General features: G+C 59.4%; 16 protein-coding genes and 3 tRNA genes. 2 read left to right on the top strand and 17 right to left on the bottom strand.

Going from position 1 to position 17,260, the window contains the following annotated elements; translation table 11 throughout:
* Positions 1-11: 11 nt before the first annotated feature.
* From AC1DMK_RS01945 to AC1DMK_RS02025, 17 genes are all read right to left on the bottom strand, one after another.
* A complete protein-coding gene (locus AC1DMK_RS01945; protein WP_037063438.1) occupies positions 12-1,523 on the bottom strand; it encodes an NADH-quinone oxidoreductase subunit M in 1,512 nt (503 codons plus the stop codon).
* Complete coding sequence (gene nuoL / locus AC1DMK_RS01950) at positions 1,523-3,523, bottom strand: NADH-quinone oxidoreductase subunit L (protein WP_037063436.1); 2,001 nt, start codon at positions 3,521-3,523, stop codon at positions 1,523-1,525. The genes AC1DMK_RS01945 and nuoL overlap by 1 nt, the downstream gene beginning before the upstream one ends.
* Before the next feature lie 7 nt (positions 3,524-3,530).
* Entirely contained in the window at positions 3,531-3,839 is a 309-nt protein-coding gene (gene nuoK / locus AC1DMK_RS01955) for an NADH-quinone oxidoreductase subunit NuoK (protein WP_018900202.1), read from the bottom strand.
* A gap of 29 nt (positions 3,840-3,868) precedes the next feature.
* Positions 3,869-4,483 (bottom strand): NADH-quinone oxidoreductase subunit J, encoded by a 615-nt coding sequence (locus AC1DMK_RS01960; protein ID WP_037063432.1) that lies wholly within the window; start codon positions 4,481-4,483, stop codon positions 3,869-3,871.
* A gap of 142 nt (positions 4,484-4,625) precedes the next feature.
* On the bottom strand, positions 4,626-5,117 hold the full coding sequence (nuoI, locus tag AC1DMK_RS01965) for an NADH-quinone oxidoreductase subunit NuoI (protein ID WP_037063430.1): 492 nt from the start codon (positions 5,115-5,117) through the stop codon (positions 4,626-4,628).
* 40 nt (positions 5,118-5,157) lie between these two features.
* On the bottom strand, positions 5,158-6,198 hold the full coding sequence (gene nuoH / locus AC1DMK_RS01970; RefSeq protein ID WP_477856835.1) for an NADH-quinone oxidoreductase subunit NuoH: 1,041 nt from the start codon (positions 6,196-6,198) through the stop codon (positions 5,158-5,160).
* A gap of 12 nt (positions 6,199-6,210) precedes the next feature.
* Positions 6,211-8,292: an NADH-quinone oxidoreductase subunit NuoG gene (nuoG, locus tag AC1DMK_RS01975; protein ID WP_477856836.1), complete on the bottom strand. Its 2,082-nt coding sequence runs from the start codon at positions 8,290-8,292 to the stop codon at positions 6,211-6,213.
* A gap of 222 nt (positions 8,293-8,514) precedes the next feature.
* Positions 8,515-9,144, bottom strand: a complete 630-nt coding sequence (locus tag AC1DMK_RS01980) for a helix-hairpin-helix domain-containing protein (protein WP_477856838.1) — start codon at positions 9,142-9,144, stop codon at positions 8,515-8,517.
* 4 nt (positions 9,145-9,148) lie between these two features.
* Entirely contained in the window at positions 9,149-10,453 is a 1,305-nt protein-coding gene (gene nuoF, locus AC1DMK_RS01985) for an NADH-quinone oxidoreductase subunit NuoF (protein ID WP_037063422.1), read from the bottom strand.
* Between the two features lie 10 nt (positions 10,454-10,463).
* Positions 10,464-11,591 carry an NADH-quinone oxidoreductase subunit E gene (locus AC1DMK_RS01990; RefSeq protein ID WP_037063419.1) on the bottom strand — a complete coding sequence of 376 codons (1,128 nt, stop codon included), beginning with the start codon at positions 11,589-11,591 and terminating at the stop codon, positions 10,464-10,466.
* Positions 11,592-11,607: 16 nt separating this feature from the next.
* Positions 11,608-11,880, bottom strand: coding sequence for a hypothetical protein (locus AC1DMK_RS01995; protein WP_037063416.1), 273 nt, complete (start codon positions 11,878-11,880; stop codon positions 11,608-11,610).
* Positions 11,880-13,070, bottom strand: coding sequence for an NADH-quinone oxidoreductase subunit D (locus AC1DMK_RS02000; RefSeq protein ID WP_477856841.1), 1,191 nt, complete (start codon positions 13,068-13,070; stop codon positions 11,880-11,882). Before AC1DMK_RS02000 ends, AC1DMK_RS01995 begins: the two co-directional genes overlap by 1 nt.
* 73 nt (positions 13,071-13,143) lie before the next feature.
* Positions 13,144-13,746 carry an NADH-quinone oxidoreductase subunit C gene (locus tag AC1DMK_RS02005; protein WP_477856842.1) on the bottom strand — a complete coding sequence of 201 codons (603 nt, stop codon included), beginning with the start codon at positions 13,744-13,746 and terminating at the stop codon, positions 13,144-13,146.
* A gap of 15 nt (positions 13,747-13,761) precedes the next feature.
* Complete coding sequence (locus AC1DMK_RS02010; RefSeq protein WP_037063407.1) at positions 13,762-14,346, bottom strand: NuoB/complex I 20 kDa subunit family protein; 585 nt, start codon at positions 14,344-14,346, stop codon at positions 13,762-13,764.
* Positions 14,337-14,702: an NADH-quinone oxidoreductase subunit A gene (locus tag AC1DMK_RS02015; RefSeq protein ID WP_056537832.1), complete on the bottom strand. Its 366-nt coding sequence runs from the start codon at positions 14,700-14,702 to the stop codon at positions 14,337-14,339. Before AC1DMK_RS02015 ends, AC1DMK_RS02010 begins: the two co-directional genes overlap by 10 nt.
* Before the next feature lie 331 nt (positions 14,703-15,033).
* Positions 15,034-15,110: transfer RNA gene (locus tag AC1DMK_RS02020), tRNA-Asp, on the bottom strand.
* 48 nt (positions 15,111-15,158) lie between these two features.
* Positions 15,159-15,235: transfer RNA gene (locus tag AC1DMK_RS02025), tRNA-Asp, on the bottom strand.
* Between the two features lie 390 nt (positions 15,236-15,625).
* On the opposite strand from AC1DMK_RS02025, the gene AC1DMK_RS02030 reads away from it, so the two are divergent.
* Both AC1DMK_RS02030 and AC1DMK_RS02035 read left to right on the top strand, forming a co-directional pair.
* A tRNA-Val gene (locus tag AC1DMK_RS02030) sits at positions 15,626-15,701 on the top strand.
* A gap of 378 nt (positions 15,702-16,079) precedes the next feature.
* Entirely contained in the window at positions 16,080-17,132 is a 1,053-nt protein-coding gene (locus tag AC1DMK_RS02035) for a GGDEF domain-containing protein (protein WP_477856845.1), read from the top strand.
* Positions 17,133-17,260 lie beyond the last annotated feature (128 nt).

Genomic DNA, 17,260 nt, shown 5'->3' on the forward strand with positions numbered 1-17,260 from the left:
AAGTCCCGTCATCATTTCATCGACAGCGCAACATCCTGCGCTGCCTGGACTGCGGCTGAATAGCTGTGAACCAGTTGATCGACAGACGCAGCGGTCACGTCGAATACCGGAGCCGGATAGACGCCGAAGAAGATTGTGAGTGCGATCATCGGATAGAGGATCAGCTGTTCGCGCGGCGTGAGGTCGAGGAGAGCCTTGAGCTTTTCCTTTTCCAACGCGCCGAAGATCACCCGACGATAGAGCCAGAGCGCATAGGCCGCCGACAGAATAACACCCGTTGCGGCAAAGAGCGCTACCCAGCTATTGACCCGGAAGACACCGATCAGCGTCAGGAATTCGCCGACGAATCCCGACGTGCCGGGAAGGCCGACGTTTGCCATGGTGAAGACCATCATCGCAACGGCATACTTCGGCATGTTGTTGACCAGGCCGCCATAGGCCGCGATCGCGCGGGTATGGGTCCGGTCGTAGACAACGCCGACGCAGAGGAAGAGCGCGCCCGAAACGATGCCGTGCGACAACATCTGGAAGATCGAGCCCTGCAGACCCTGCGCATTGGCTGCGAAGATACCCATCGTCACGTAGCCCATGTGGGCGACGGACGAGTAGGCGATCAGCTTCTTGATGTCGTCCTGCATCAGCGCCACCAGCGAGGTGTAGATGATGGCGATGACGGACAGCGCGAATACCATTGGCGCGAAGTAGTCGGAGGCGACAGGGAACATGCCGAGCGAGAATCGGATCAGGCCGTAGCCGCCGAGCTTCAGGAGCACGCCTGCCAGGATGACCGAACCTGCCGTCGGCGCCTGAACGTGAGCGTCGGGAAGCCATGTGTGGACCGGCCACATCGGCATCTTGACCGCGAACGAGGCGAAGAAGGCAAGCCATAGCCAGGTCTGCATCTGCGGTGGGAAGTTATAGGCGAGCAGCGCGGGAATATCCGTCGTGCCGGCCTGCCAGTACATCGCCATGATGGCAAGCAGCATCAGCACCGAGCCGAGCAGCGTGTAGAGGAAGAACTTATAGCTGGCGTATACGCGATCCTTGCCACCCCAGACGCCGATGATCAGGAACATCGGGATAAGGCCGGCCTCGAAGAAAACGTAGAAGAGAACGATATCGAGCGATACGAAGACGCCGACCATCATCACTTCCAGCACCAAGAAGGCAATCATGTATTCCTTCAGGCGCTTCTCGACGGCGAACCAGCTGGCCAGCACGCAGAACGGCATGAGGAAGGTCGACAGGATGACGAACAGCACGGAAATGCCGTCGACGCCCATGTGGTAGCTGATGCCGGTGCCGAGCCAGCCGTGCTTCTCGAGCATCTGGAAGCCCGGGTTCGCGTTGTCGAAGCCGATCCAGATGAAGAGCGAGACGACGAAGGTGACGACAGTCGTGAGCAACGCGATGTTGAGGACATTGCGGCGACCGTTCGGGCCGTTCTCGTTCATCAGAAGCAGGAGCACCACGCCGACGAACGGCAGGAAGGTGACCGTGGAAAGAATAGGCCAATCGGTCATCAGAGGGCACTCCCGAGCATCATCCAAGTAACGAGCGCAGCGATGCCGATCAGCATGGCGAACGCGTAGTGATAGAGGTAACCGGTCTGTAGACGGACCACGCGATTGGTGACATCGACGACGCGGGCGGCAATGCCGTTCGGGCCGTAGGTGTCGATGACGCCGACGTCACCCTTCTGCCACAGGAAGCGGCCAAGCGCCTTTGCCGAGCGGACGAAGAGGAAATCGTAGATCTCGTCGAAGTACCACTTGTTCAAGAGGAACTGGTAGAGCACGCGGTGCTGCTTGGCGAGCACAGCCGGCGTCGACGGCGACTTGATGTACATATACCAGGCCGTGACGAAACCGATGATCATCGCGATGAAGGGGCTGAGTGCGACAAGGGCCGGAACGTGATGGAATTCCTCCACCAGTTCGTTCTCGGCCCCGGTAAAGAGCGCGCCCTTCCAGAACTCGGCATACTCCTCGCCGTAGAAGCGGCCTTCGAAGAGGAAGCCGGCGGCGACGGCACCAATCGCCAGGATGTAGAGCGGCACCAGCATGACCTGCGGCGATTCGTGCACGTGATGCATGACCTCGTGCGAAGCGCGCGGCTTGCCGAAGAAGGTCAGGAAGATAAGGCGCCAGGAATAGAAGCTGGTAAAGAGAGCTGCAATGACCAGCATAGCGAAGGCGAAGCCTGCGACGGGCGAGTGCGAAGCATAGGTTGCCTCGATGATCACGTCCTTCGAGAAGAAGCCCGCAAAGCCGACCGGGGTGAACGGAATGCCGACACCGGTGATCGCCAGAGTGCCGATGATCATCAAGGCGAAGGTTGTCTTAATGTGCGGACGCAGGCCACCCATGTAACGCATGTCCTGCTCGCCATCGACGGCATGGATGACCGAGCCGGCGCAAAGGAACAGAAGAGCCTTGAAGAAGGCGTGCGTGAACAGATGGAAGATAGCCGCGCCATAGGCGCCGACGCCGAGCGCCACGAACATGTAGCCGAGCTGCGAACAGGTCGAATAGGCGATGACGCGCTTGATGTCGTTCTGCACGAGGCCGACGGTCGCCGCGAAGAAGGCAGTGATGGCGCCAATGACCGTGACAACGACCAGAGCATCAGGCGAAAGCTCGAACAGCGGCGACATGCGGGCGACGAGGAAGACGCCGGCAGTGACCATGGTTGCGGCATGGATCAGCGCCGAAACCGGCGTCGGGCCTTCCATGGCATCCGGCAGCCAGGTGTGGAGCAGGAACTGCGCCGACTTGCCCATCGCGCCCATGAAGAGCAGCAGGCAGGCGCCGGTCAGCGCATGAGCCTTGTCGAGATGCATGCCGAAGAGGTTGAGCACGATCTTGCCGCCCTCGCCGCCACCTTCTGCCGGAGCAAAGGTCGCGGCGTTGGCGAAGATGGTGTCGAAGTTGATCGCGCCGAAGAGAACGAAGAGGCTGGCAATACCGAGGATGAAACCGAAATCGCCAACGCGGTTGACGATAAAGGCCTTTATGGCGGCAGCGTTAGCCGAAGGCTTCTTGAACCAGAAGCCGATGAGCAGATACGAGGCCAGACCGACACCTTCCCAGCCGAAGAACATCTGGCCGAGGTTGTCTGACGTCACCAGCATCAACATGGCGAAGGTGAAGAGCGAGAGGTACGCGAAGAAGCGCGGGCGATGCGGGTCATGATGCATGTACCCGATCGAGTAGACGTGAACCAGCGTCGAGACTGTGTTGACGACGATCAGCATGACCGAGGTGAGCGTATCGATGCGCAGTGCCCAGGAGACGTCGATGCCGCCGGACTGTATCCAGCGCAGCACTTCGACCTTGATCGGGCCTCCTTCGTGGTGGCCCATGCCGACGGTGATGAAGACGTACCAGGACAGGACTGCGGCAATCACCATGAAGCCGGTGGTCACGAATTCCGATGCCTTGGCGCCGATCGCGCGGCCGAAAAGGCCGGCGATCACAGCGCCAATCAGGGGAAGAAAGACGATAGCCTTATATAAAAACATAGCCTTATCAGCCCTTCATCATATTGACGTCTTCCACGGCGATGGAGCCGCGGTTGCGGTAGAAGACGACGAGAATTGCGAGACCGATGGCCGCTTCAGCAGCAGCGACGGTCAGAATGAACAATGCGAAGACCTGGCCGACGATGTCGTTCAGGAACGACGAGAAGGCGACCATGTTGATGTTGACCGCGAGCAGAATGAGCTCGATCGACATCAGGATGACGATAATGTTCTTCCTGTTCAGGAAGATGCCGAAGACGCCGAGCGTGAAGAGGATGGCGCTGACCGTCAGGTAATGGGAAAGTCCGATGACCATTGTTTATGTTCCTTAAGCTCGCGCCTGCCTCAAACACCCTGCCCCGGCTTGACCTTGACCACCTCGACGGCGGTCGCCGGATTGCGGGCAACCTGATTGGCAATGTTCTGCCGCTTGACGTGCGTGCGATGCTTGAGCGTCAGGACAATAGCCCCGATCATCGCAACGAGCAGCACCAGGCCGGCGATCTGGAAGAAGTAGACGTAGTGCGTATAGAGCAAATCGCCGAGAGCTGCGGTGTTTGTCCGCTCGGTAATGGCCGGGATCGGCATGGCCACCGACTTGGCGATCTCAGGGGAAATGACGGTGCCGCCGACGACAACGATCAGTTCGGCCGCAAGGATCACCCCGATCAGCGCGCCGATCGGCGCATATTCGAGAACGCCCGCGCGCAGCTCCGTAAAGTCGATGTCGAGCATCATGACCACGAAGAGGAAGAGAACGGCCACGGCGCCGACATAAACGACGAGCAGGATCATCGCCAGGAATTCAGCGCCAAGCAGCAGGAAGAGGCCTGCCGCGTTAAAGAAAACCAGGATCAGGAAGAGAACCGAATGAACCGGGTTCTTCGACCAGATAACCATGAACGCCGACGCTATCGCGATAAAGGCGAAAAGATAGAAAAATAGAGCCTGCAGACCCATGTTGGTGCCTTTTTCATCTTCCCCCGGGCAGCCGGGAGTTTCCCTGCCCGATGAAGCTTCGCGCGGACATATCCAGCAAAGCTTAGGTGCATATTGACCGGAAGACGCGCTACGCAGCCTCTTCCGGCATTTTCAATGTCGATCAGCGGTACGGAGAGTCCAACGCGATGTTGCGCGCGATTTCGCGTTCCCACCGATCGCCATTCTCCAGAAGCCGCGCCTTGTCGAAGTAGAGCTCTTCGCGGGTTTCCGTCGCAAACTCGAAATTCGGGCCTTCGACGATCGCATCGACGGGGCACGCCTCCTGGCAGAAGCCGCAGTAGATGCACTTCACCATGTCAATGTCATAACGCACCGTGCGGCGCGTACCATCGTTGCGGCGCGGGCCGGCTTCGATGGTGATTGCCTGGGCAGGACAGATCGCCTCGCAAAGCTTGCAGGCGATGCAGCGCTCTTCGCCGTTGGGATAACGGCGCAATGCGTGTTCGCCACGGAAGCGCGGGCTCACCGGCCCCTTCTCGAAGGGATAGTTGATCGTTGCCTTCTGCTTAAAAATGTACCGGAAGGTCAGCCAGAACGCACTGACGAATTCCTTCAGGAACAGCGAGCTGACAGCGTTGGACAAGCCTGCCATCTTCAACCTCCAAAATTGCTAGAAACGAGGGTCGGCATAATCACGACCCCATCAGCTTCAGCACGAATGCAACGATAACGACCATGGCAAGCGAGAGGGGAAGGAAAACCTTCCAGCCGAGGCGCATGAGCTGGTCATAGCGATAGCGGGGGACGAATGCCTTGACCATCGCGAACATGAAGAACACCAGGCACGACTTCAGCATGAACCAGATGATGCCGGGGACCCAGTTCAGGAACCAGACGTCGACCGGCGGCAGCCAGCCTCCGAGGAACAGGATCGTCGTCAGCGAGCACATCAGGACAATGGCTGCGTATTCGCCGAGCATGAACATCATGTAGAGCGCGGAGCCGTATTCCACCATGAAGCCGGCGACGAGTTCCGATTCAGCTTCCGGAAGGTCGAAGGGCGGACGGTTCGTCTCGGCAAGCGCCGAAATGAAGAAGATGATGAACATCGGGAACAGTGCCAGCCAATGCCAGTCCAGGAAGGACGCGGGCAAGCCGAGGCGTGTTCCAAGGCCGCTCTGCTGAGCGTGAACGATATCCGTGAGGTTCAGCGAGCCCACGCAAAGCAGCACGGTGACGATGACGAAGCCGATCGAGACTTCGTAGGACACCATCTGCGCCGCGGAGCGCAGCGCGCCCAGGAAGGGATACTTCGAGTTCGAAGCCCAGCCGCCCATGATGACGCCGTACACTTCGAGAGACGAGATCGCGAAGATGTAGAGAACACCAACGTTGATGTTCGAGATCACCCAGCCATCGGCAAAGGGCACGACAGCCCAGGTCGACAGCGCCAGCAGCACGGTGACCAGTGGCGCGAGCAGGAAAACTGCCTTGTCGGCGCCGGCCGGAATCACAGGTTCCTTGAAGACGAACTTCAAAAGATCGGCGAAAGACTGGAAAAGGCCGAACGGACCCACCACATTCGGACCACGGCGCAGCTGGACGGCTGCCCAGATCTTGCGGTCGGCCAACAGAATGTAGGCGATGAAAACGAGCAGGCAGACGAGGACGAGAAGCGACTGACCGACCATGATGAGGCCGGGCCAGACGTATGCTGAAAAGAACGATTCCATAGTCCCCTGCCCTTACTCTGCCGCGACTTTGAAGTTGTTGCGGGCCAATGCCGAGCACTCGGCCATGACAGCCGAAGCACGCGCGATTGGGTTCGTCAAATAGAAGTCTTTCACAGGCGACGCAAACCCGGATTTGTTCATCTTGCCGGCTTTTTTCGCAACTGCGGCAATTTTGGCGCTGTCGCTTTCGGCGATCTCGTCGAGTGCTGCGAAATGCGGGAAAGCGTCATACAGCTTCGCGCGCAATTGGCTAAGCGAATCAAACGGAAGCTTCTTGCCGAGCACGTCGGACAGCGCACGCAGAATAGCCCAGTCTTCGCGAGCATCGCCCGGCGCGAAGCCAGCACGGTTGCCCATCTGCACGCGGCCTTCGGTGTTGACCCAGGTACCAGACTTTTCAGTATAGGCAGCGGCCGGCAGGATAACGTCGGCATTCTGCGCGCCCTCGTCGCCGTGCGAGCCGATGTAGACGGTGAGCTTCGCCTTCTTGGCCGTGAAATTCAGTTCGTCGGCGCCCAGCAGGAAGAGAACGTCCATCGACGTCAACATCTCGGCAGCGTTGACGCCCTTGGCGCCCGGCACGAAGCCGAGATCAAGACCGCCGACGCGCGAGGCTGCTGTGTGCAGGACGGCAAAGCCGTTCCAGCCTTCGACGACCACGCCGACATTGCCGGCAAGCTTTGCGGCGCTTGCGAGGACGCCGGAGCCATCCGCGCGCGAAAGAGCGCCTTGGCCGATGATGATCATCGGCTTCTTGGCATCCGTCAGAACCTTGGCGAAGGCGTGGTTGCCATCAACCAGATCCTTCAGCGTATCGGGGCCGGAGCCGAGATACTCGTAGTTGTACCGAAGCTCGCCGCCTTCGCCGATCACGCCGATCGGGAAGTTGCCGCGGCGCCAGCGCTTGCGGATGCGGGCGTTGAGAACGGCCGCTTCGAAGCGCGGATTGGAACCGATGACGAGAAGAGCATCAGCCTGCTCGATGCCTTCGATCGTCGGGTTGAAGACGTAGCTTGCACGGCCGAGCGACGGATCGAGGGCCGTCCCATCCTGGCGACAGTCGAGGTTCTCGGAACCGAGCGACTTCACCAGTTCCGAGAGGGCGTACATTTCCTCGACGGAGGCGAGATCGCCGGCGATCGCGCCGATCTTCTCACCTGTTGTCGCCGAAACGGCTGCCTTGATCGCACCGAAGGCTTCGCCCCAGGTGGCTGGCTGCAGGCGTCCGCCCTTGCGGACATACGGCTTGTCGAGGCGCTGCGTCTTCAGGCCATCCCAGATGAAGCGGCTCTTGTCGGAGATCCACTCTTCATTGATCTGGTCGTTGACGCGCGGCAGAACGCGCATGACTTCGCGGCCGCGGGTATCGACGCGGATCGCGGAACCGAGAGCGTCCATGACGTCGATCGATTCGGTCTTGTTCAGCTCCCACGGACGGGCCGTGAAAGCGAAAGGCTTGGAGGTCAGCGCGCCGACCGGGCAGAGGTCAACAACGTTGCCCTGCAGCTCGGAGGTCATCGCCTGCTCGAGGTAAGTGGTGATCTCGGCGTCTTCGCCGCGTCCGATCAGGCCGAGTTCGGCGATGCCGGCAACTTCAGTCGTAAAGCGGACGCAGCGCGTGCAGTGAATGCAGCGGTTCATCACCGTCTTGACGAGCGGGCCGATGTATTTGTCTTCGACGGCGCGCTTATCTTCCTGATAGCGGGAGCTATCAATGCCGAAGGCCATCGCTTGGTCCTGCAGATCACATTCTCCGCCTTGGTCGCAGATGGGGCAATCCAGCGGATGGTTGATCAGCAGGAATTCCATCACGCCTTCGCGGGCCTTCTTGACCATAGGCGTGTTGGTGAACACCTCCGGCAGCTCGCCATTCGGGCCGCCACGGATGTCGCGCACGCCCATGGCGCAGGAAGCCTGCGGCTTCGGCGGTCCACCCTTGACCTCGACGAGGCACATGCGGCAATTGCCGGCAACCGAAAGGCGTTCATGGAAGCAGAAGCGCGGAACTTCAGCGCCGGCTTCCTCACACGCCTGAATGAGGGTGTAATGATCCGGGACTTCGATCTCGTTACCGTCAATCTTCAGTTTTGCCATCGTCACTCAGTCCTGTTTTCCGTTTGCCGGATGGCGGCAAACAAACCTAATTTGCAACGCATCCACTGCCAGGCCGGATTTTTATCCCGCTAGCACCGGTATCGTCCCAATTCTATTCTCCGATCCCAAAGGATCGGCCTCCGGCACTTGCAGCCTAAGGCCCCTGCCCATCCGCTGTCTTGCCCTAACCTTGCCCCAGCCGCATAACGACGGCCGTAAAAATCACGTCCGCTTCCGGCCCCTCGCCGCAAGCGCCTTGGCCTGCGTCGTCCAGCCATCGCGCGCGATACGGCCATCAAAGCCGAGTTCGGCATCGATCCGGGCGATATCGTCGTCCGACCATGCGGCAATGTCCGCGAAAGTGCGGATGCCCCTGGCGTTCAGCACCTGCTCCAGCTTCGGACCTACGCCCGGGAGCCGTTTCAGATCGTCGACCTTTACGGCGCGTGACGTCGACTTCACCTTTGGCGCAGCCGTCTCGACCGGCTCGGATGCCGTGGCAACAGCAAGCTTCACCTTGCTCGCCACCTTCTTGGCGGGTGTCGAGCGAATATTCTCAGGCTTGACTTCGATTTCAGGCTTCACCTCTTCCGGTGGCGTCTCGTCGAGAACGGCCTTCAGCTTGTTGGAGGCATCCATCGCCCCTTGCAGGGCTCCGAAGAAGGCGCCAGCCATCTGCGATGAAAACCCGAAACCGATCGCTGTCGCAGCCGCCATCGCCGCGGCCGGATTGACCAAAAGCGGCGGCAAGGCGCGTGCATTTTCCAGCATTTCGGCAGCAAGACGGCTGAAGTCGGCCGAGAAATCGGCCGCTCCTTCCTTGTCAGTGCTGTCGGGCGCCTTCGTCATCATCAGCCTATTCTGCAGCTTCGAGAACCGCACCGTGATCCATCGCGCCGGCCGTATACTGGTCGATGCGTGCTTCGATCTCCGGGCGGAAGTTGCGGATCAGCCCCTGCACCGGCCATGCGGCGGCGTCGCCGAGCGCACAGATGGTGTGGCCTTCGATCTGCTTCGTGACCTGGAACAGCATGTCGATTTCGCGCTTCTGAGCGTTGCCCTTGGCCATGCGCTCCATGACGCGCCACATCCAGCCGGTGCCTTCACGGCACGGCGTGCACTGACCGCAGCTCTCATGCTTGAAGAAAGCGGAAATGCGGGCGATTGCCTTGATGACATCGGTGGACTTGTCCATGACGATCGAGGCGGCCGTTCCGAAAGAGGAACCGACAGCGCGCAGGCCATCGAAGTCCATCGGGCAGTCGATGATGTCCTTGGCAGGAACGATCGGGCACGACGCACCGCCCGGAATGACGGCAAGCAGATTGTCCCAACCGCCGCGGATACCGCCGGCATGCTTGTCGACGAGTTCACGGAAGGTGATGCCCATTTCCTCTTCGACCGTGCACGGCTTGTTGACGTGGCCGGAGAGCATGAACAGCTTTGTGCCGACGTTGTTCGGACGGCCGAGTGCAGAAAACCAGCCAGCGCCACGGCGCAGGATGGTCGGCGCAACCGCGATCGATTCAACGTTATTGACCGTCGTCGGGCAGCCGTAGAGGCCCATGTTTGCCGGGAACGGCGGCTTCAGACGCGGCTGGCCCTTCTTGCCTTCGAGGCTTTCGAGCAAGGCGGTCTCTTCGCCGCAGATGTAGGCGCCGGCGCCGTGATGAACGTAGATATCAATAGGGTAGCCGAGCTTGTTGTTCTTGCCGAGCAGACCGTAGTCGTAGCATTCGTCGATCGCGGCCTGGAGCGCCTCGCGCTCGCGGATGTATTCGCCACGCACGTAGATGTAGGCAGCATTCGCACCCATGGCGAAGCTCGCAATCACGCAGCCTTCGATCAGCGTATGCGGATCGTGACGCATGATGTCGCGGTCTTTGCAGGTGCCGGGCTCCGACTCGTCGGCATTGACGACGAGGTAGTGCGGGCGACCATCGCTTTCCTTCGGCATGAAGGACCACTTAAGACCGGTCGGGAAGCCTGCGCCGCCACGTCCGCGAAGGCCTGATGCCTTCATCTCGTTGATGATCCAGTCGCGACCCTTTTCGATGATCTGCTTGGTGCCATCCCAGTGGCCGCGGCTCATCGCGCCCTTCAGGGACTTGTCCTTGAGGCCGTAGATATTGGTAAAGATGCGGTCTTTATCTTGTAACATGCTTCACCTCTTACCGCGGCTTCTTACCGAAGACCTTGATATATTCCGCTTCGCCGCCCTTGGCGAGCGCCTTGGCCTGCTTGACCCAGTCGTCGCGCTCGATGCGGCCCTTGAAGTTCAGGTAGCCGTCGACCCATTCGCGCTCGGCCTTCTTCCAACCCGCGACCTGCGAGAACGTGAAGATGCCGAGTTCGTGGAGCGTACCTTCGATCTTAGGACCAACGCCCGCGATCAGCTTCAGATCGTCAGGAGCAGCAGGCTTGTCGATACCTGCCGGACGGTTCTTGTCGGTAAGCGCAGGCTTCGCGGCTGTTGGAGCAGGCGTTGCTGCTGCTGCCGCCTGTTCCTCGACGGCCTTGATGTTCTTCGCGGCTGCCTTCGGCGCTGTTACCGGCGTCTTCAGTGCAGCGTTGGTCTCAGCGTCGGTGCTTTTCGGGCGAGCCGCTTCAGACGAGGGAACCGGTGCAGCGTCGACCTTTGCCGTCGCGGCTTCGGCCTTCTTGGCGGAAGCCCTCTTAGCCTTGGGCTCTGCGTCTGTCAGCGTCGTCGGGCCGCCTTCAGGCGACGAGAAGTGGCGGTCGATCTGCGGACCGGGCGTGATGCTCGCGCCGTTGCCCGCGTCAAACGTATCGATGATCTCTTCGAGGCGCTCCGGCGTCAGATCCTCGTAGGTGTCCTTGCCGATCATGACCATGGGAGCATTGACGCACGCCCCGAGACATTCGACTTCTTCCCAGGACAGCGTGCCTTCGGCGTTTCGCGCGAACGGATGGTGATGGATCTTGCTCTTGCAGACCGACATCAGGCTTTCCGAACCGCGCAGCATGCAGGGCGTGGTGCCACACACCTGTATGTGAGCGCGCGTTCCGACCGGGTTCAGTTGGAACTGGGTGTAGAACGTCGCGACCTCGAGCACACGAATGTAAGCCATATCCAGCATGTCCGCGACCTTCTCGATCGCGGCGCGGGTGACCCAGCCATCCTGCTCCTGCGCCCGCATCAAAAGCGGGATGACCGCCGATTGCTGACGCCCTTCGGGATATTTCTGGATCGTCTTATCCGCCCAGGCAGCATTTTCCTCGCTAAAGGCAAACGCGGCCGGCTGGAATTGATCTTCGGCTAATCGACGAACGGACATTCTTCCTCACGCCTTGTCAGTTTAGGGTCCCACACTGCGATGCCGTCAGAGACTTCATCTCGCAAGCGTAGGCCGACTGGTCTTTTTGCAAAAACACAACGAATTTGCCGCCGTTCGGAACGGCGGCCTTGATTTCATAGCCCTTGGACAGCAACTCGCCCATGGATGCTTTCCCTGCCGGCGGCGTCGCCTCTTCCTGGCCCAGCTTGGGACCCATTCCGCCAACCTCCTGGGCGTGAGCCCCGGATGCAGCGAGAAGAACGACAGCGACGAGCGGCAGCAGACGCATCAGCGATCTACCTCGCCGAACACGATGTCGAGCGAGCCGAGAATAGCAGTCACGTCCGCGAGCATATGGCCCTTGCACAGGAAATCCATCGCCTGAAGGTGGGCATAGCCCGGTGCACGGATCTTGCAGCGGTAGGGTTTGTTGCTTCCGTCGGAGACGACGTACACGCCGAACTCGCCCTTCGGCGCTTCGACGGCTGCGTACACTTCGCCGGCGGGTACGTGGTAGCCTTCGGTGTAGAGCTTGAAATGGTGGATGAGCGCTTCCATCGAGCGCTTCATCTCGCCGCGCTTCGGCGGCACGACCTTGCCGTCGATCGACGACACGGGCCCGGTCTTCGCATCGCCCATCAGCCGCTCGACACACTGCTTCATGATGCGGACCGATTGGCGCATCTCGATCATGCGGATCAGATAGCGATCGTAGCAGTCGCCGTTCTTACCGATCGCGATGTCGAATTCCATATCGTTGTAGCACTCGTAGGGCTGAGCACGGCGCAGATCCCAAGCCGCGCCCGAACCGCGAACCATGACGCCAGAGAAGCCCCAGGACCACGCATCTTCCAACGAGACGACGCCGATATCGACGTTGCGCTGCTTGAAGATACGGTTGTGGGTCAGCAGGCCTTCGATGTCGTCCAGAATCTTCAGGAACGGATCGCACCACTTGCCGATATCCTCGACGAGTTCCGGCGGGATGTCCTGATGGACGCCGCCCGGACGGAAGTAGGCCGAGTGCATGCGGGCGCCGCAGGCGCGCTCGTAGAACACCATGAGCTTTTCACGCTCTTCAAAGCCCCAGACCGGCGGCGTCATCGCGCCGACGTCCATGGCCTGGGTCGTCACGTTCATGATGTGCGACAGGATGCGGCCAATTTCCGAGTAGAGAACACGGATCAACTGGCCGCGGATCGGAATTTCGAGCTTCAGCATCTTCTCGACGGCAAGTGCGAATGCGTGTTCCTGGTTCATCGGCGCGACATAATCGAGGCGGTCGAAATAGGGAACGGCCTGCAGATAGGTCTTCGTCTCGATCAGCTTTTCAGTGCCGCGATGCAGAAGGCCGATATGCGGATCGACGCGCTCGATGATTTCGCCATCGAGCTCGAGAACGAGACGCAGAACACCGTGCGCGGACGGGTGTTCCGGTCCGAAATTGATCGTAAAGTTGCGAACGTTATGTTCAGTCATAGCGACGCGCTCCGCGCTGGCAATTGGCATAGGACGGCAAACCGAGAGGCATCGAGAGATACGAGCCTCATCGTTATTTCCCCGCCTTCTCGTCTCCCGGCAGCACGTAATCGGTGCCTTCCCAAGGGGACGTGAAATCGAAATTGCGGAATTCCTGCTTCAGTTCGACGGGCTCGTAGACGACACGCTTGGCGGCATCGTCGTAACGAACCTCGACGTAACCTGTCGTCGGGAAGTCCTTGCGCAGCGGATGTCCTTCGAAACCGTAATCGGTGAGAATGCGGCGAAGGTCGGCATGACCGGAAAAAGGTATCCCGTACATGTCCCAGGCTTCACGTTCGAACCACTCGGCTCCTTTGTAGACCGACGTCGCTGACGGCACTGATTCACCATCCGCCACGGCAACTTTGATACGGATGCGTTGATTCTGCTTCGGCGACAGTAGGTGATAGACAACGTCGAAGCGCTTCTCGCGCTGTGGCCAGTCGACACCGCAGATATCAATCATGCTGATGAAAGCGCAGCGCGCGTCGTCACGCAGGAACGTCAGCAGGCCCAAAATCGTTTCCGGCGTCGCAGTCACCGTCAGCTCGTCGTAGCTGATGGACGCATCAACAAAGAGGTCGCCTCGCATCTCCCGGAGATACGACGACAGTTCGCTCAAGGCTTCACTCATAACAGTCCTCCGCCCTTAGCGTTCAATCGTTCCGGTTCGACGGATCTTCTTCTGCAGGAGCAGCACCCCATAGAGCAGCGCTTCTGCCGTGGGGGGACAGCCCGGCACGTAGATATCGACTGGAACGACACGATCGCAGCCACGCACGACCGAATAGGAATAGTGATAGTAGCCGCCTCCGTTTGCGCAGGAGCCCATAGAGATGACGTAACGCGGCTCCGGCATCTGGTCGTAGACCTTGCGGAGTGCAGGCGCCATCTTGTTGGTTAGCGTGCCGGCCACGATCATCACGTCAGACTGGCGCGGCGAGGCGCGCGGAGCAACGCCGAAGCGCTCCATGTCATAGCGCGGACCGGAAACCTGCATCAGGCCTTCGACGGCGCAGCAGGCCAGACCGAACTGCATCCACATCAGCGAGCCGGTGCGCGCCCAGGTAATCAGATCTCGGGTCGAAGTAACGAGAAAGCCCTTGTCAGCCAACTCATCGTTGATTTCGCCGAAAAAGGCACTGTCGCTGCCGATCGGCTTGCCCGTTGCCGGGTCGATCACGCCTTTCGGGTGCGGCGCGACGAGCGCCTTGTCGCTTGGGGCTACTCCCATTCCAGGGCTCCCTTTTTCCATTCATAGATAAAGCCGATGGTCAGCACACCAAGGAAGACCATCATGGACCAGAAGCCGAACCAGCCGATCGCGCCGAAAGAAACGGCCCACGGGAACAGAAAGGCGACTTCGAGGTCGAAGATGATGAAGAGGATCGACACAAGGTAGAAGCGGATATCGAACTTCATACGAGCGTCATCGAATGCGTTGAAGCCGCATTCAAAGGCCGAAAGCTTTTCCGAATCGGGCGCCTTGTAAGCAACGGCAAACGGCGCAATCAGGAGCGACAGGCCGATCACAAGGGCGATAGCAATGAAAATGGCGATCGGAATATAGGAACTGAGCAGTCCAGTCATCAGGTTCATCCCTGCTTGCCGGCTGCGCCGGGAGGCGCAAGTGGGCATTTGCCCGGCAAGCGAACGTGCGTTGCAACAAGCCGTGGTTAGCGCAGCCGGAGCCACGGCGCAAGACTTTAGACGGTCAATTCGAGCAGTCGATGTGCGACATTATCAAGCAGATGCAATGATGTCGCGACAAATCCACAGAAGTTGATTCAAGCGCATGCCAGCCCATCGGATATTGCATGGCTCCAGGCCAAAGGCCGCGCATCCACGAGATGCATCAAACCCAATCCGGCGCATGCATCGGCGTCATTGGGAGGTGTGATATGTTTGAATCTGTAAAAAATGGCGCGAGTGACGGGGCTCGAACCCGCGACCTCCGGCGTGACAGGCCGGCACTCTAACCGACTGAGCTACACCCGCGCATTGCGGACACGATACCCGGACTAAGCTTTTCAGCCTGCTTTGAAATGGCGCGAGTGACGGGGCTCGAACCCGCGACCTCCGGCGTGACAGGCCGGCACTCTAACCAACTGAGCTACACCCGCATTCATTTCAAGCAATCCGGAGGCTTTCGCATCCTTGTCAAAGCAGGCTTGCTGCTTCGATGAGCGGCTAACTAAGGGGTTCGCATTTGAGTGTCAAGCGGGTTTGGATACAAAACCATGACAGTCCGCGATTTGTTTACGAACGGCGAAAAGAGATGCGTCAATCGAACCCTCTTCTATAGGGATGTCGCATCGCCGGTTTCGCCAACGTCGCAACCCGCAGCCGCTCTTTCCGATTTTTTCCACAACGGGAAATGCGGGCAACAGAGCCAAATGAAGGTGCGCGTTCAAAAAAATCAAAAAATCTTCACAAACACTCTTGCGGTTTCCACGCGATCCGCATAGATCACGGCCACCAACGCGGCGGACCGAACGGACCGACTTCGCGAAGGGCGATTAGCTCAGTTGGTAGAGCGCCTCGTTTACACCGAGGATGTCGGGAGTTCGAGTCTCTCATCGCCCACCATTCCTTCCCTTTGAAATTATTGGACTTTGTTAGCGTGGGTTTAGTTTCGCGACAGACTAGCGGCGCCTCAAAGCCAAACGGCCATTGCTGATTGTCGTATTTACTTCGTCTTAATTGTGATTAGCTCATAATTTCCTCATAAGTTGCTTGCCGTCTGTGCATGACGCGCCGCGGTTCTTCTCCCATATGTCTGTGCATCCGGCGGGACTCCGTCTTCGGCCGTCTAGCCGAAATCCAGCATTTTAGCATTGCCCGGCGGCCGCCGCGTTGCACTCTCTCCCCCCCCGAGATTGCCTGGCAAAGCCATCGAGCACTTAGAACTTGGCGTAAACGATCGGTCGTCAGTCGCGAACATGAAGTCGTTTTGGAGAGCACCAGATGCAGCCTACGGGGAATTCGACCACGCATGTAGCCTATCGTGTTGCAACGATTATGCAGCAACTGGGCATTGAGGGGCTGCCACGGAACTATGAGCTCGTTTTCGAGGCGATGACGGGCAACAGCCCGGATCTCGCGCGCGAGCTGCGGTCGCTTGGCACGGCAAGAACGCAGGATGCCCTAGATAGCGTTGGCCGCCGGTATCTGCCTCATCACTACGAAGGCGGGCTGCTGGAAAGTCGCTCGGGCCAGGTTCGGGAAGAGCTGCAGAGCATCCTCACATTGCTTGACGAGGAAAAATCGGCACTGACCCGATACGGCACCGTGATCAGCCAGGCGGCACGCGTATTTGATTCGAGTAATCCATCAGACCAGACGGCCCTGCAGCAGTCGCTCAAATCGGTGACCTCAGCAACGCAAGACCGTGAAGCGCAGAGCGCGATGCTCGCCTCCAAGGTCGTCGAGAAATCTCACAAGCTCGAACAGGTGCAGCGTGAGGCAGCGGCAGCCGAGACCGCCAAATTCACGGACGCGATAACCGGATTGGGCAATCGCCGAATGTTCAACAAGGAAATGGCGAAAGTCTATGACAAGTCCGGGCTTCCCGATTTGTGCGGGATCGCCTTCGCCGAACTCGACCGGTACGAGGCAATCACGACCATTCCAAATCTGATCGAACCGGTCCTCAAAAAGATCGGCGCCGCGATTCAGCCGATGTTCGGCAACGAGGATCTCGCCTGCCGATTCGATCGCGGACGATTCGGTTTCATTTTTCGCACGGCCGACGAGACGGAGATCATGCGGCTTGTCGATCGGCTTCGCGATCGACTGAAGGGCATGCCCGTCGTCCATCCGGTTTCAGGCAAGCAAGCCGCCCTCCTTTCTTTCTCGGTCGGGGTATGCATGTCCAAACAGGCGCGTGCTGCGGATGCTCTGATGACATTTGCCGAGCAGGCGCTCGGTATGGCGAAGGCATCAGGCGGCGACAGCGTTTCCGTTCACGGCGTTGCCAATATTTCCCACGTGCCGAAAGACTGGCTGATCTACCGGTAGACGAAGCCAATGGTGCCTCGGGCCCCGCGACGCCTCGCGATCTCGTCATGGCTAGCCAAGGGTGCCCTGGGCTGGCTATAAGGGGCTGCGCCTGAGCCAGCATGGCTCGCCAGCCCACATCTATCAGT

The organism is Rhizobium sp. 05L419 (assembly GCF_056397845.1).